The organism is Cobetia sp. 14N.309.X.WAT.E.A4, from assembly GCF_030397495.1.
In the GTDB taxonomy this organism is placed as follows: domain Bacteria; phylum Pseudomonadota; class Gammaproteobacteria; order Pseudomonadales; family Halomonadaceae; genus Cobetia; species Cobetia marina.
This window is the reverse complement of sequence record NZ_JAPNXT010000001.1, coordinates 1-14,790: the sequence shown is the minus strand read 5'-3', so window position 1 is coordinate 14,790 and position 14,790 is coordinate 1. Positions and strand designations below refer to the sequence as shown.

General features: G+C 63.5%; 11 protein-coding genes and 2 tRNA genes. 11 read left to right on the top strand and 2 right to left on the bottom strand.

Features of this window, described 5'->3' with window-relative positions:
• Positions 1 to 149: 149 nt before the first annotated feature.
• The 8 genes from OW493_RS00065 (at position 150) to ychF (ending at position 7,702) form a co-directional block, all read left to right on the top strand.
• Positions 150 to 2,033: a tetratricopeptide repeat protein gene (locus OW493_RS00065; protein WP_289862641.1), complete on the top strand. Its 1,884-nt coding sequence runs from the start codon at positions 150 to 152 to the stop codon at positions 2,031 to 2,033.
• A 111-nt stretch (positions 2,034 to 2,144) separates the two neighbouring features.
• Positions 2,145 to 2,819, top strand: a complete 675-nt coding sequence (lolB, locus tag OW493_RS00060; RefSeq protein WP_077371490.1) for a lipoprotein insertase outer membrane protein LolB — start codon at positions 2,145 to 2,147, stop codon at positions 2,817 to 2,819.
• Between the two features lie 68 nt (positions 2,820 to 2,887).
• On the top strand, positions 2,888 to 3,766 hold the full coding sequence (ispE, locus tag OW493_RS00055; protein ID WP_103751362.1) for a 4-(cytidine 5'-diphospho)-2-C-methyl-D-erythritol kinase: 879 nt from the start codon (positions 2,888 to 2,890) through the stop codon (positions 3,764 to 3,766).
• 29 nt (positions 3,767 to 3,795) lie between these two features.
• Positions 3,796 to 3,870 (top strand) — tRNA-Gln (locus OW493_RS00050).
• Positions 3,871 to 3,942: 72 nt separating this feature from the next.
• Positions 3,943 to 4,884: a ribose-phosphate pyrophosphokinase gene (locus OW493_RS00045; RefSeq protein ID WP_169477176.1), complete on the top strand. Its 942-nt coding sequence runs from the start codon at positions 3,943 to 3,945 to the stop codon at positions 4,882 to 4,884.
• Positions 4,885 to 5,063: 179 nt separating this feature from the next.
• Entirely contained in the window at positions 5,064 to 5,696 is a 633-nt protein-coding gene (locus OW493_RS00040; protein WP_077371484.1) for a 50S ribosomal protein L25/general stress protein Ctc, read from the top strand.
• Between the two features lie 31 nt (positions 5,697 to 5,727).
• Positions 5,728 to 6,312 carry an aminoacyl-tRNA hydrolase gene (gene pth / locus OW493_RS00035; protein WP_084209246.1) on the top strand — a complete coding sequence of 195 codons (585 nt, stop codon included), beginning with the start codon at positions 5,728 to 5,730 and terminating at the stop codon, positions 6,310 to 6,312.
• Positions 6,313 to 6,610: 298 nt separating this feature from the next.
• Positions 6,611 to 7,702: a redox-regulated ATPase YchF gene (gene ychF / locus OW493_RS00030; protein WP_077371478.1), complete on the top strand. Its 1,092-nt coding sequence runs from the start codon at positions 6,611 to 6,613 to the stop codon at positions 7,700 to 7,702.
• 104 nt (positions 7,703 to 7,806) lie between these two features.
• Here the strand turns inward: ychF and OW493_RS00025 are convergent, their stop codons facing one another.
• A complete protein-coding gene (locus OW493_RS00025) occupies positions 7,807 to 8,766 on the bottom strand; it encodes a LysR substrate-binding domain-containing protein (RefSeq protein ID WP_289862622.1) in 960 nt (319 codons plus the stop codon).
• A gap of 153 nt (positions 8,767 to 8,919) precedes the next feature.
• Here OW493_RS00025 and OW493_RS00020 point away from each other — a divergent pair, with 153 nt between their 5' ends.
• Both OW493_RS00020 and OW493_RS00015 read left to right on the top strand, forming a co-directional pair.
• Positions 8,920 to 10,254 carry a D-amino acid dehydrogenase gene (locus OW493_RS00020; protein ID WP_289862619.1) on the top strand — a complete coding sequence of 445 codons (1,335 nt, stop codon included), beginning with the start codon at positions 8,920 to 8,922 and terminating at the stop codon, positions 10,252 to 10,254.
• An 81-nt stretch (positions 10,255 to 10,335) separates the two neighbouring features.
• Positions 10,336 to 10,412: transfer RNA gene (locus OW493_RS00015), tRNA-Met, on the top strand.
• A 247-nt stretch (positions 10,413 to 10,659) separates the two neighbouring features.
• On the opposite strand, the gene OW493_RS00010 is transcribed toward OW493_RS00015, so the two are convergent.
• Positions 10,660 to 11,988 carry a M18 family aminopeptidase gene (locus OW493_RS00010; RefSeq protein WP_077371469.1) on the bottom strand — a complete coding sequence of 443 codons (1,329 nt, stop codon included), beginning with the start codon at positions 11,986 to 11,988 and terminating at the stop codon, positions 10,660 to 10,662.
• Positions 11,989 to 12,282: 294 nt separating this feature from the next.
• Here OW493_RS00010 and OW493_RS00005 point away from each other — a divergent pair, with 294 nt between their 5' ends.
• Complete coding sequence (locus OW493_RS00005; protein ID WP_077371465.1) at positions 12,283 to 14,382, top strand: carboxy terminal-processing peptidase; 2,100 nt, start codon at positions 12,283 to 12,285, stop codon at positions 14,380 to 14,382.
• Positions 14,383 to 14,790 lie beyond the last annotated feature (408 nt).

Below are 14,790 nucleotides of genomic sequence, written 5' to 3'. Positions count from 1 at the left end.
CTGCTGAGGCCGAGCGCAGGTCGGGCCGGAATTTCCAGCAGGCACACGCTGCCAGGCCACCTTTTACGGGTTTCATGACGGCGTGGGCGCGACTCCGGCCGGAACGTGCCGACTGGCCGAGATCCTTCCACCGCTGACTGCGAGGTTGCATGCACGTATCGACTGCCGCTGAACACTCCCCTCGCGGGGTGGCCCACGCGAGCCCTTCCGAGCGCCTGACGGGCACGGCACGGCTGGCCGACAGCCGCTGGACACGCTGCCTGCTGGCCAGTGTGCTGCTGGGTCTGGCCGGCTGCCAGTCGCCGGCTACGCAGGCTCCCTTCGCCTCTCAGCCGGACCCGCTGGATACCGCCCCACCCATCACCAGTGGCCTGGATGCCAACAGCCTCAATCAGCTGCTGGGCGCGGAGCTTGCCGGCCAGCGTGGCGACTACCCCAGCGCCGCCGATGGGTATCTGGCCGCCAGCCGCCGCTTCGATGATCCGGAACTGGCCCGGCGCGCCGTGCTGGCCGCTCGCTACGCCGACAATCCTGCCCTGCTGGAGCGTGCCGCCCAGCGCTGGCAACAACTGGATGATTCCGCGACCGAGCCGGGCATCATCCGCGCCCGCCTGGCCGTGGAGCGCGGCGACTGGATGACGGCGCTCGAGCAGCGCCTCGCGGTAGAGACCGCCGGCGGCACCGGCAACGTGACCACCTTGGCGGAGCAGTCCATCGATGCCGGTGCGGATCTGGAATCACTGCTGTCACGGCTGCTGGAGCATGTCGCGCAATATCCCGCGCAACCGGGTCCGCAAATTGCCGCCGCGCTCTATGAAGCGGCGCTTGGAAATGAGTCCGACGCTCGCAGGCGCCTGATGGCGATGGAAGGCGAGTTCCCCGAACTGGCCGAAGTGTGGCTGGCTCGCAGCGAGATAGAGCGCGACGCAGGCCGCCTGAGCGCCTCACGTCAGGCGGCCGAGCGTGGCCTGGCCATCGCCCCGAATGACAGTCGCTTGATCTTGAGCGCCGCCCAGACCGAGCTTGCCGGTGGTGACATCGAGGCCGCGCGCCTGCGCATTGATGACCTTGTCAGCCGCCATGCCAACGCACCGCGCCTGCGTCTGGCACTGGCCAGCCTCTATCTGGACGCCGACTCTCCCGAGGATGCTCGTCGTCTGTTGCTGCCGTTGCTTGATGACACGCCGGTCCCGGATGCCGCCTATGCCCTGCTCGGGCTGGCGGCAGAGGCCAGCGGCGAGATCGACAACGCCATCCTCTATTACCGACAGGTACCGGATGGGGAGCGCTACGTCTCAAGTCGCGCGCGCGCCGCGCAGCTGCTGGTGGAGCATGATCGCAGCGAGGAGGCACGCCAGTTCCTTGCCGTCGAGCGCCTGCGTCATCCGCGTCACGCCATGACATTGCTCAGCTTCGAGATCGACCTGCTGGATGCCCAGGAACACTACGCCGCCGCCGACGAGCTGCTCGACGGCAGCATCAAGGCTCGCCAGAAGACACTCACCAGGGCACGCAGCGAAGGTGACGGCGAAAGCGCTGCCGTGACGGAGAACGAACTGGCCAGCCTGCTGTTCCTGCGCGGCATTCGTCGTCTCGATGACGGGCGTCTCGAGGAGATGGAGCAGGACCTGCGTCAGGTCATTGCACTGGAGCCCGAGAATGCCAGCGCCTACAACGCTCTGGGCTACACCCTGCTGGTAGAGGATGCGGACCGCCGCGCCGAAGCGCTCGAACTGGTTCAGCGCGCCCATGCACTGAAGCCGAATGACCCTGCCATCCTCGACAGCCTCGGCTGGGGGTATTTCCTCACCGGGGATGCCGCCCAGGCATTGCCCCCGCTGGAAGCGGCCTGGGCCCAGCAACAGGATGCCGAGATAGGCGCACACCTCATCGAGGTGCTGTGGTCACTCGAGCAGCAGGATGAAGCACGCAGCCTGGCCATCGAGCTCAGTGAGCGTTTCGAGGAGGCCAGCGAGCTGGAAGCCCTGTTCCAGCGCATCCCGGCTCTGCGACCGGTCGTGGATGCGCCCTGACAGGACAGCCCGGCACTTTCTGTCCATCGGCGAGTCCATTATCCTGACTCGCCGATGGCGCCATCGGTTGCCCATCGACTCTCATTCCGCCATCCGGAAGGCTTTCGCGTCATGACCTCCTCTTCTTTCCCCCTATCATCATTCTCCTCTCCCCGGACACGCCACCTTTCCCTCGCCATGTTGCGCCGTCTGGTGGGGCCAGTCCTGCTGGCCATGACATTGGGCCTGAGCGGCTGTGCCAGTCAGATGGCCAGCGACAACGCCGGTGACCTGACCCGCAATGAAGGTGACTGGCAGCAGCAGAGCGACAGGATCGATTCGCTCACGCACTGGCAACTGGCAGGCAAGGTCGGCATTCGCACGCCGGAGGAAGGTCACAGCGCCAATCTTGACTGGCAGCAGGAGGGCGATGACTACCACATGCTGATCACCGGCCCACTGGGTGCTGGCCGCACGACCCTGGTGCGTGATGCCGAGGGCGTGCGCCTCTCCTCGTCCGACGGCGACTTCCAGGCACCGGACGCCGAAAGCCTGATGCTCTCGCAGCTGGGCTGGTCCTTGCCACTGGGGGCACTGGATGACTGGGTCCGCGGAGTGGCAGCCAAGGGCGAGCACGACCTGAAGAGTGACGCCCTCGGCTTCCCCGATACCCTTTATCAGGATGGCTGGGAGGTGGACTATCAGGATTGGACCCGCGCCGAAGGACTGTGGCTGCCGCGCAAGATGAAACTCTACTACGGCGATCTGACCGCCACCCTGATCGTCAATCAGTGGCAGGCACTCTAAGCGTGCCCCCGACGCTCTCTTCTTTCTCCACGGCCAGCATTCCGGCCAGCTCATCCATGACGGACACGATGACCGCGACACTTTCTCTGCCGGCACCGGCCAAGCTCAACCGCATGCTGCATATCACCGGTCAGCGCGCCGATGGCTATCATGAACTGCAGACACTGTTCCAGTTTCTGGATCACGGTGACCGACTGGACTTCACGCTGCGTGATGACGCTGCCATTCACCTCGCCCCGGCCATCGAAGGCGTGCCCGCGGAGTCCAACCTGATCATGCGTGCCGCTCGCCTGCTGAGAGAAGCGGCCGTCGCACGCGGCCAGGTCGCGAGCTCGAATGACTTGCCCGGTGTCGATATCCGGCTGAAGAAGGTGCTGCCGATGGGCGGTGGCCTGGGCGGTGGCAGCAGTGATGCGGCCACCACGCTGCTGGCGCTGGACCACCTCTGGAAACTTGAGCTCGACCTGGACACCCTGGCCGAGCTCGGACTGGCTCTGGGGGCCGATGTACCGGTCTTCGTTCGCGGCTTTTCGGCCTGGGCCGAAGGCATCGGTGAGCGACTGGAACCTGCCCCGCTAGACACCCCGTGGTTCGTGGTGATCCACCCGGGCATCGAGGTCGCGACCCCCGCCGTGTTTGGCCACCCGCAATTGACACGTTCCAGTCCCGCGATTAGTATGGCGCGCGCACTGCAGGGGGGCCGCAACGACTGCGAAGTCGTGGTGCGCACTTTGTACCCGGCAGTCGCCGACGCCCTGGACTGGCTGGACCAGTTCGGCACCGCCAGACTGACGGGCACCGGCGCCTGTGTGTTCTGTGCGTTCGATGACGCACGACAGGCCAGCAAGGTGCTGGGCCGACTCGACTCCGAGCGCCCGACGTGGCACGCCTTCATGGCACGTGGTTGCAATCTCTCCCCTCTTCATGCCGCTCTGGCTTCGGCCTGAGCACAGCAACTGGTTGAAGTGAACGTTGCTGGGGTATCGCCAAGTGGTAAGGCACCGGTTTCTGGTACCGACATTCCCAGGTTCGAATCCTGGTACCCCAGCCAATCCTGGCCGTTCCCGGTCAACCCGGAATTCTCCACTCCCGAGATCCCACAAGACTCCAAAGGTGGCTGCGCGTGTCAAAACTGATGGTATTCGCGGGGAATGCCAATCCCGCTCTCGCCCGCAAGGTAGCTGAAGCCCTCGATACCCGCCTGGGCCACGCAACCGTCGGTCAGTTCAGCGATGGCGAGATTGCGGTAGAAATCAACGAAAACGTCCGCGGCAAGGACGTCTTCATCATGCAGTCCACCTGCGCACCGACCAACGACAACCTGATGGAGCTGATCCTGATGGTGGATGCGTTGCGTCGTGCGTCAGCGGCGCGCATCACGGCGGTCGTGCCGTACTTCGGCTATGCCCGTCAGGATCGCCGCGTGCGCTCCGCTCGCGTGCCGATCTCGGCAAAGGTGGTCGCGGACATGATGGTCAAGGCTGGCGTGAATCGCGTCATGACCATGGACCTGCATGCCGACCAGATCCAGGGCTTCTTCGATGTGCCGGTGGACAACGTCTACGGCTCACCGATCCTGCTCGACGACATCGAACGTCAGAACTATGACAACCTGATCGTCGTCTCCCCGGATGTGGGCGGCGTGGTACGTGCCCGTGCCATCGCCAAGCAGCTCAACTGCGAGCTGGCCATCATCGACAAGCGTCGTCCCCAGGCCAACCAGGCCCAGGTGATGAACATCATCGGTGATATCAAGGACCGCACCTGCGTGCTGGTCGATGACATGATCGACACCGCCGGCACCCTGTGCAAGGCGGGCGAGGCACTCAAGGATCATGGCGCCAACCGCGTCGTGGCCTATGCGTCCCACGCGATCCTGTCCGGCCCGGCGGTCGACAACATCACCAACTCCGTCCTCGACGAAGTGGTGGTGGCCGACACCATCCCGCTGTCCGACACCGCACGTCGTTCCGGCAAGATCCGCCAGCTGACAGTCGCTGGCCTGATCGCCGAGGCGATCCGTCGCGTCAGCAATGAAGAATCCGTCAGCGCCATGTTCCACTGAGTCCTGTCGGCGGGCCCTGCTCGCCGCTGCTCGGGGAAGAGGCACTGACACCGGCAGATGATCCGTCATCTGCCGACAAGCGGCCGGCCCGGAAATCTCCGGGCCGGCCTCATGGATCCGGTAGCGCTCTGGTCGCGGGGGCTGCCGGATTCTCATTAGACCCTTGAGGTATCTGCAAAATGAAACTGTTCAAACTGAATGCTGAAGTTCGTGAAGACCTGGGGAAAGGTGCGAGCCGCCGCCTGCGTCGTACGAACGACTTCGTGCCGGGAATCGTCTACGGCGCCGACAAGGCCCCGACTCCGGTCATGGTCGACAAGCCGAGCCTGTACAAGGCGGTTGACGATGAGGCGTTCTACTCCTCCATCATCACCCTGAATGTTGCTGGCAAGGCCGAGAAAGTCGTCATCCGTGACCTGCAGCGTCACCCGTTCAAGCCGCTGCTGACTCACATCGACTTCCTGCGCATCGACCCGACCCACAAACTGACCATGAACGTGCCGCTGCACATCACTGGTCAGGAAGCCTGTGTCGGCGTCAAGGATCAGGACGGCGTCCTGCACATCCTGGCAACTGACGTCGAAATCAGCTGCCTGCCGGAAGCCCTGCCGGAATACCTGGAGCTGGACGTGTCCAAGCTGGAAGTTGGCCACACCCTGCACCTGTCCGACATCGCTCTGCCGGAAGGCGCCGAGTCCGTTGCCCTGTCTCACGGTGCCGATCACGACACCGCTGTGGTCAACGTCACTCGTCCGAACATCTCTGCTGACGCAGAAGATACTGCTGAAGGCGAAGAAGCCGCTGCAGAATAACGCAGCCTTCTGATCAGGGAGCCAGACACGCATGTCACGAGTGAAAGCGATCATCGGCCTCGGTAATCCGGGGAGCGAATACGAAGACACCCGTCACAACGCCGGCGTCTGGCTCCTTGACGCTCTTGCGCGCCACGGTCACACCACGTTGCGTCCGGAACGCAAGTTCCATGGCCAGTACGCGAAGATCATCTTCGCCGGTCAGGATCTGCATCTGCTGTTCCCATCGACGTTCATGAATCGCAGCGGTCAGGCCGTGGCCGCATTGTGCAACTTCTACAAGCTCGCCCCGGATGAACTGCTCGTCGCCCACGACGAACTGGACATCGACCCCGGCACCGCCCGCTACAAGCAGGGTGGCGGCCACGGGGGGCACAACGGGCTTCGCGACATCATCAGCGCACTGGGCAACGACAAGTCGTTCCATCGTGCCCGCATCGGCATCGGCCACCCCGGCAATGCCAAGCTGGTGACCAACTTCGTGCTCGGGCGTCCCGGCAAGGCTGAACGCCTGGCCATCGATGACGCCATCGACGAAGTGGTCATGACCCTCCCGGATGCCCTCAGCGGCGAATGGGCACGGGCCATGAATCGCCTGCACTCCTTCAAGCACTGAACCTCTGCATCACCCGGCATCACTCCTCTCCGAATTTCGGTGATTCGCTCAGCGCATCACCTCGCTTGTGCGCGCGCGTCTCGCCACGCGATCAGCAGCAAAAGGCATCATTTGTCGCGCGACATGCGCCCAATGGATGACCTCGGCGGCATGAGGCCTTACACTTCCCGCCTGACTTCACACCGTGCCTGTCCCCTCGTCTCCTCGCATGGCCCGTGCCCTCGCACTCCGGGCCTGCCGGTCGAGACGGTCATCAGTGCCACGCCCCATTCGACACGTCACACCAGGATCTAGCGCCATGGGTTTCAATTGCGGCATCGTCGGCCTGCCGAACGTCGGCAAGTCCACTCTCTTCAATGCACTGACCAAGTCGGGCATTGACGCCGAGAACTTCCCCTTCTGCACCATCGAGCCGAACACCGGTATCGTGCCGATGCCTGACCCTCGCCTGAATGCGCTGGCCGAGATCGTCAAGCCGGAGAAGGTGATTCCGACCACCATGGAATTCGTCGACATCGCAGGTCTGGTCGCCGGCGCCTCCAAGGGCGAAGGCCTGGGCAACAAGTTCCTGGCCAACATCCGCGAGACCGATGCCATTGCCCACGTGGTGCGCTGCTTCGAGGATGACAACGTCATCCACGTCGCCAATCACGTTGACCCGGCCGCCGATATCGAGACCATCAACATCGAGCTGGCCCTGGCCGACCTCGACAGCGTCGAGCGCAGCATCCAGCGCCTGGCCCGTGTCGCCAAGGGCGGCGACAAGGAAGCCATCGCCACCAAGGCGGTGCTGGAGCGTATCCAGCCGCACCTGGCCGAAGGCCAGCCGCTGCGCAGCTTCGGTCTCAGCGATGACGACCTCAAGATCCTGCGTGGCTTCGGCTTCCTGACCCTCAAGCCGACCATGTACATCGCCAACGTCAGCGAGGAAGGCTTCGAGAACAACCCCTACCTCGACATCGTGCGTGGCATCGCCGCCAATGAAGGTGCCAGCGTGGTGCCGGTGTGCAACAAGATCGAAGCCGAGATCGCCGAGCTGGAGGAAGAGGAGCGCGAGATGTTCCTCGACGAGCTGGGCATGGAAGAGCCGGGCCTGGATCGCGTGATCCGCGCCGGTTATGAACTGCTGGGCCTGCAGACCTACTTCACCGCTGGCGTGAAGGAAGTGCGTGCCTGGACCGTCAAGATCGGCGCTACCGCTCCGGAAGGCGCTGGCGTCATCCACACCGACTTCCAGAAGGGCTTCATCCGCGCCGAAGTCATCTCCTATGACGACTTCATCGCCTACAAGGGCGAGCAAGGCGCCAAGGATGCCGGCAAGTGGCGCCTGGAAGGCAAGGACTACATCCTCAAGGATGGCGACGTGGTGCACTACCGCTTCAATGTCTGAGGCCTCGGGCGCAGTCAGTACCTGGTGAGCCAGCCTGAAAGCGCCTGATGCTGCAGGGAACGCCCCTGATCTCCCACGAGGTCAGGGGCGTTCTGCATCATGGGTCATGCCCCATCATCAAGAGCACAGCCCTGCAGCCATTGCGTCGCCAGCGTCGCCAACTGGTCCGCCAGTGACTGCGCCAGACGCCCCCTCCCCGCCTCTCGACGCCACACGGCACTCAGCATCAGCTCGCCGGCCTGGGGCAATGTCCGCGTGTCCAGGCCACGCTCCCGACAGGCGGTATGCGCCGTCAAGGCATCGACCACGGCCAGCCCCTCCCCTGCCTGCACCAGTGCCGCTGCCAGCGGATAGGTCTGTACGCGCGTCACGATGCGAGGGGATGACGGTGCTTGCGAGATGCCTGATTCAGGCGGTGACGGCACCTCGCTCGCCAGCAGGCCATCGAGACGTCGCGCCAGCGGATCATGCGCCCCCAGCGCGATCAGACGCTGACCGGCAAGCTCCGCCACCGTCATCGGTACCTGCTGACATTCCTGTGCCCAGTACCCTGCGGGCGCCAATACCTTCAGGGGCATGCGGGCCAGTGCGCGAGTCATCAGTGCCGGATGCGTCGGCGCACTCAAGGTGAAGGCGATATCGACTTCATGCAGCAGCAGGGCATCGATGATCTCGCGGGTGTGCTGGGTGGCCAGCTCGCAATTGACTCGAGCATGTCGCCGGCGCCATTGCCCCAGCGCCTGCGGCAACAGCTGCTGGGCGATCGCCGGCGTCGCCACCACCTTGAGAGACTGCGCCTCACCTGAGCGCAAGCCTTCGACCAGCCGCTTGACGTCATCCAGCTGCCCCAGCATCCCCTGGCTTGCCGCCTCCAGCTTGCGCGCCTCCTCCGTGGGCACCAGCTGTCCGGCGCTACGGGTGAACAGCGCGATCCCCCACTGCCGCTCCACCTGCTGCAACGCCTTGCTCGCGGCCGGCTGGGAAACATGCAACAGCCGAGCGGCGCCGGTCACGCTGCCGGCCTGCAACACCGCATGAAAGACCTCCAGATCCCTGAGCCGCATGCAAGATCTCCACATTCTGTCGTGTTGTCTCAACGTCCAGCCGACAGCCTACCCCATAACCGAGGGTTATGACGTAGCGAGGATCTTTCATTCGCCGCTCGGCCCCGGGACAGGCATGCTCATCTGCCTCCCCCATACCGTCAGGAGCCTGCCATGCAACGTCATGTGACCATCATCGGAGGCGGCGTGATCGGCCTGAGCAGCGCTCATGCACTGGTCCGAGCGGGACACTGCGTGACCCTGATCGATGCCCATGCCGAGGTCGCCCGCGAGACCAGCCACGCCAATGGCGGCCAGTTGAGCTACCGCTATGTGGCGCCACTGGCCGATAGCGGCGTGCCCCTCCAGGCCATCAAGTGGTTGCTGGCAGGCAATGAGGCACCGCTGCGGCTGCGCCCGCGGCTTGCCCCCTCGCAATGGCGCTGGATGACGCAGTTTCTGGCCGCCTGCAATCAGCGCACGCATCGAGCAAGCGCAGCGCAGATGCTCGCCCTGGCACTGCACAGCCAACAGATCATGACGCAGTGGCGAGTTCAGGATGCACTCGAGGAGTTCGCCTGGCAGCAACGCGGCAAGCTGGTGATCCATCGCGACTCCGCAGCGCTCGACAAGGCCGCCGCCGCACGCGTCGCACCTCAGGACCAACAGGTGCTCGATGCACGTCAATGCATCGCACTGGAGCCCTCACTTATTCACCAGCAGCCTCATCTGTCGGGCGGAATCTTCAGCGCCTCGGACGAGACGGCGGATTGCCATGCCTTCTGTCAGGCGCTGGAGCGCAAGCTGCAGGCCTCTGGTCGCTATACACGCCTCGCCAGCACCCGCGTCGCTCCACTGAGCGCGCACGACGGGCGCATCGCGCACCTCGAACTCACCCGCGCCGATGGCCGCCGCGAACGCCACGCCGTCGATACGCTGATCATCGCGGCCGGCAATCACGCCACCGAACTGGTCCGCCCGCTGGGCATCCGCCTATCTCTGCAACCGCTCAAGGGCTACAGCCTCACGCTGCCACTGCCAGCTGACACCCCAAAGACAGCGGCCCCGCGCATCAGCGTGACGGATGCCGCGCGCAAGGTGGTCTACGCCGATCTGGATACACGCAAGTCCCGACAGCTGCGCGTCGCGGCCATGGTGGATATCGGCCACCGCGAATCTGACAGCTTCCATCCTGCGCTGGACGAGAAGCGCATTGCCGCCCTGCGTCAGCTGGCTAGTGAGACCTTCCCCGACGCCGGCGATTTCTCGCAAGCCACTCCGTGGGCCGGGCTGCGCCCCAGCACGCCGAAGGGCCCTCCGATCCTAGGCCGCCCCCAGCAAGCGGGCAGACCGGACAACCTGTGGCTGAACGTCGGACATGGCAGCCTGGGCTTCACGCTGGCCTGCGCCAGTGGCGACCTCATCGCACGCGCCATCTCGCACGAGACCCGTCCCGGCACGCTCCTCGATACCCTCCCCGACCACCTCGCAGAGCAGCTCGGCTGCTAGCCTGATGAATTCCCTGCCACTTTTTCAGGCTGATGCGTTGACAACATCACGGATAATCCGTAATATTCGCCTCCGTTGGACGGCTACATAGCTCAGCTGGTTAGAGCACATCACTCATAATGATGGGGTCCCCTGTTCAAATCAGGGTGTAGCCACCAACCAAGATTCGAAAGGCCTGACTGCTTGCAGTCAGGCCTTTTTTGTTGCGTCGGATTCACATTCCCTCGCATCGCCTGCGCTCATGCTCGTGACTCCCGCCGACAATCGACACCGAAACCGAAACCGGGACCGAAACCGAAACCGGAACCGGAACCGGAACCGGAACCGAAAGAGGCAGCCCGCAGGCCGCCTCTTTCAATGTTTCAATTTTTCAATGTTTCACCGTGCTTGTCAGTCCAGCTCTGCTCAGTCCAGACGCTCGCGATTGCAGAATGCCACCAGCACCTTGATCAGCATCGCCACATCGGCACTGCCGGACGTCTCACGAATCGAGTGCATGCCCCACTGCGGCAGCCCGACATCCAAGGTCGGCACCCCCACTTCACTGGCGGTGATCGGCCCGATGGTGCTGCCGCAACCCATGTCGGCACGGCTGACGAACGTCTGAACCGGCACCTCCTGCTCCCGGCACAGCTCACGGAACAGACCCGCCGTGGTGCTGTTGGTGGCATAACGCTGATTGGCGTTGACCTTGATCACCGGCCCCGCATTCAGTTTCGGGCCATGACCCGCATCATGCTTGTCCGGGAAGTTGGGGTGGACGGCATGCGCATTGTCACAGGAGATCATCAAGGAGCGCTGCACGAGGCACTGATAACCTTCTTCGTTGTCCAAGCCCACATAGTGATTGATGCGCTTGAGCACATCCGCCAGGAAAGGCCCCTGGGCACCGCAGGCGCTGGCACTGCCGACTTCCTCGTGATCCGTGGCGACGAACAGCGCGCCCTGGCTGCCATCGGCCCCCAGCAACGCTTCCAGGCCGACGAAGCAGGACAGCAGATTATCCAGGCGTGCACTGGCGACCAGCTCGCCCTTGAGCCCGGCCTGGGCCGCCGGCTGCAGATCATGCAGCCCGAGTTCGAAGTCGATGACCTCCGCGACACGCACGCCGTGCTGCTCTTCCAGCAGCTCGATCAACAGCGCATGGAAGGCCTCAGCCGGGGTGCCAGCCTCCTCGCCCAGCTGCATGACCACGGCGGACATCTGCGTCTGGGCATTGATGGCGCGCCCATTGTTGACGTCACGATCCAGGTGAATCGCCAGGCTCGGAACACAGGCCACCGGCCGCATCACCGTCAGCAGCAGACTCTCGCGACGGCCATCCTGGTGACGCACCTGAACACGGCCTGCAAGCCCGAGATCGCGATCGAACCAGGTATTCAGCAGCACGCCACCGTAGGTTTCGATCCCCAGGGTCAACCAGCCCTGACTGAGCTGGGCTGGATTGGGCTTCAGGCGCAGGCAAGGAGAATCCGTGTGCGCGCCGATCATCCGTATTGCCTCGAGCTGCGTATTACCCCGAGGAAGCTGAAAGGCGATCAGCGAGGAATCATTGCGCGTCACGAAAGCCCGTTCACCGGGCGACAACTTCCAGCTTTCGGTCTCCTCGAGTCGGCGATAGCCTTCGCGCTCCAGGCGAGCCGCCATGGTCGCCGTGGCATGCCAGGGAGTCGGAGAGACATTCAGGAATTCAAGCAGTGCTGGAACGCGGGAATCCGCAATCGCGTAAGTCATGATAGCGTCAAGTCCTCGAAGATGAATGCAAGGCACTGTATAAGAAGAAACATGATGGATAGAGCGAAACGACTCCTCCCTTGCGGTGGTGATCGACCCGCCAGCTCTCGTCAGCCGCGCAGGTCCCGCAGGACCGATCACGCCAGGCAGCGCTGACACGCCATACCGCAAGCCCCGCCGATCAACGACAGGCAACTGTCGCGGACGCGGGAGGCTGCTACAATGCCCGCTCGACCTCTCCGCGGAGAGGTCGCTCAGGGAGCAGAGTGTACATGAATCGGGAGTGCTTCATTGATGAGCCTGTTTGCAAACGTCCGGCGCACGGCATGCCTTGCCTTGTGTCTCGCCATGGCCGGCCCCGCCAGCGCCGCGGTCACCCCTACTGACGCCGATGCACAGGCTGCTCGCGAAGTTGCCGAATCATTGCGTTACGGGCATTACGAAGATGTCACGCTGGATGACCAATGGGCTACCCAGGCATTCACGCAATATCTCAAGACACTCGACCCCCAGAAAGCCTATCTGCTGGACTCGGATATCACCGAGTTCAGTGATCTTCGCCACGACTTCGATGACGCCATGCTCGACGGTGATCTCGAGCGCCTCTACGCCCTGCATGCCCGCTACCAGCAGCGCCTCACCTCACGCCTCGAATGGCTGGTGAAGACGCTGGACGGCAAGCCGAGCTTCGATTTCACCCGCGATGATCGACTCGCACTCGATCGTGCGGAAAGCCCCTGGGCCGACAGCGAGCAGGAGCTTGATGAGCTGTGGCGCAAGCGACTCAAGAACGCCTGGCTGTCGATGTCGCTGTCCGACAAGAGCGACGAGGACATCGCCAAGACGCTCAGCGAGCGCTATGCCAACCAGCTCAAGCGCATCGAGCAGACCAACGACGAAGACATCCTGACCCTGATCATGCACGCCGTCACCGGCAGCATCGATCCGCACAGCGAATACTTCTCCCCACGCCAGGGCGAATCCTTCGATATCCAGATGAAGCTGTCACTCGATGGCATCGGCGCCCTGCTTCAATCCGAAGGCGAGTACGTCAAGGTCTCAAGCCTGGTACCGGGCGGCCCGGCCGAGAAGGACGGGGAGCTCAAGCCGGCGGACCGCATCGTGGCCGTTGGTCAGGGGGATGGCGAATGGACCAACGTGGTCGGCATGCGCCTTGACGATGTCGTGGACCTGATCCGTGGCCCCAAGGGCTCCGTCGTGCGCCTTGAAGTCATCCCGGCCCAGTCCCTGGATGTCACCAAGACACGGGAAGTGGACATCACCCGCGACACCGTCAAGCTGGAAGACCAGGCTGCCAACGCCAAGGTCGTCGACGTCAAGCGCAATGATGGCGTGCACAGGATCGGCGTGATTCACGTCCCTGCCTTCTATGTCGACTTCGATGCCTGGCAGGCCGGCGAAGATGACTATCGCAGCACCACACGTGACGTGGCGCGCCTCATCGATGAGCTGAAGGCCAAGCAGGTGGAAGGCATCATTCTGGATCTGCGTAACAATGGCGGCGGCGCCCTGCAGGAGGCCAATTCGATGATCGGCCTGTTCATCGACCGCGGCCCCACCGTGCAGGTACGTGATGCCCGCGGACGCATCAGTCTGTATGGCGATACCGATGCCGGCACCCACTACGATGGTCCGCTGGCCGTCCTGGTCAACCGCCTTTCGGCCTCGGCCTCCGAGATCTTTGCCGGCGCCATCCAGGATTATGGCCGCGGCCCGGTCATTGGCAGCCAGACCTTCGGCAAGGGCACCGTGCAGACGATCTCCTCGCTGACACAAGGTGAAATCAAGCTGACCCGCGCCAAGTTCTATCGCATCTCAGGTGACTCCACCCAGAACAAGGGCGTCAAGCCGGACATCGCCTTCCCCAGCATCATCGACCCGAAGGAAATCGGCGAATCGAGCCTCGACTACGCCCTGCCATGGGACCAGGTTCGCCCGGTGAAGTATCGTCGCTATGGGGAACCGGCTCGCTACCTGGCAGCCCTGCGTGCCCGCCACGAGAGCCGTGTCGAACAGGAGCCCAACTTCGTCTACCTGCAGAGCGAAGTCGCGCTGTCAAAGGCACTGCGCGCCCAGCAGACCAGCATCAGCCTCAATCGTGAGCAGCGCAAGCGCGAGATGGATGCCCAAGAAGCCGAGCAACTGGCACTGGAAAACAAGCGCCGCCGAGCACTGGGCATGGAGCCACTGTCGAGCTTCGCCGAACTTGATGCCGCCAGCGATCACATCGCATCGGCAGAAAGTGACCTGCAGCAGGAGATCGAGACGCAGGACAGCACCGACGAGCCAGCCGAGGATCCCATCGATCAGGCTCAGCTCCAGGAAAGCGCCGAGATCCTGCTCGATTACGCCCATCTAAATGGCGATCGCTGAACTCTCTCGTCGTCGCTGACGCGCCGGCACATCGCGATTGCAAGGCCCCTGCCCTCATGTCAGATCCGAGTGCAGGGGCTTTTTCATGCCTAGTGCAGGCGTCACCGACACGCACGGGCGACATTCACGCCATGCGCCACGCCCCGGGCGAGACGGCCCTCGGGAGAAACAGGCGCCAGCAAAGACAGACGAGCAAGGAAGCGGGCGGACACAGGAAAGCAGGCAGACACAGAAAGGCGGCAGCGAAGGCTGCAGGAGTGAGACATCATCAGCGCAGAATCACGTCATTCTGACGAGAGGCAGGCGGGATCTCGAACGATCGACTGACAAGAGGGGGAGATACGGGATGTGATATTGGCTCCTCGAACAGGACTCGAACCTGTGACCCAATGATTAACAGTCATTTGC

Coding starts and splice junctions, on each gene's coding strand:
- OW493_RS00065 (WP_289862641.1), top strand. CDS start 150: ATGCACGTATCGACTGCCGCTGAACACTCCCCTCGCGGGGTGGCCCAC.
- lolB (WP_077371490.1), top strand. CDS start 2,145: ATGACCTCCTCTTCTTTCCCCCTATCATCATTCTCCTCTCCCCGGACA.
- ispE (WP_103751362.1), top strand. CDS start 2,888: ATGACCGCGACACTTTCTCTGCCGGCACCGGCCAAGCTCAACCGCATG.
- OW493_RS00040 (WP_077371484.1), top strand. CDS start 5,064: ATGAAACTGTTCAAACTGAATGCTGAAGTTCGTGAAGACCTGGGGAAA.
- pth (WP_084209246.1), top strand. CDS start 5,728: ATGTCACGAGTGAAAGCGATCATCGGCCTCGGTAATCCGGGGAGCGAA.
- ychF (WP_077371478.1), top strand. CDS start 6,611: ATGGGTTTCAATTGCGGCATCGTCGGCCTGCCGAACGTCGGCAAGTCC.
- OW493_RS00025 (WP_289862622.1), bottom strand. CDS start 8,766: ATGCGGCTCAGGGATCTGGAGGTCTTTCATGCGGTGTTGCAGGCCGGC.
- OW493_RS00020 (WP_289862619.1), top strand. CDS start 8,920: ATGCAACGTCATGTGACCATCATCGGAGGCGGCGTGATCGGCCTGAGC.
- OW493_RS00010 (WP_077371469.1), bottom strand. CDS start 11,988: ATGACTTACGCGATTGCGGATTCCCGCGTTCCAGCACTGCTTGAATTC.
- OW493_RS00005 (WP_077371465.1), top strand. CDS start 12,283: ATGAGCCTGTTTGCAAACGTCCGGCGCACGGCATGCCTTGCCTTGTGT.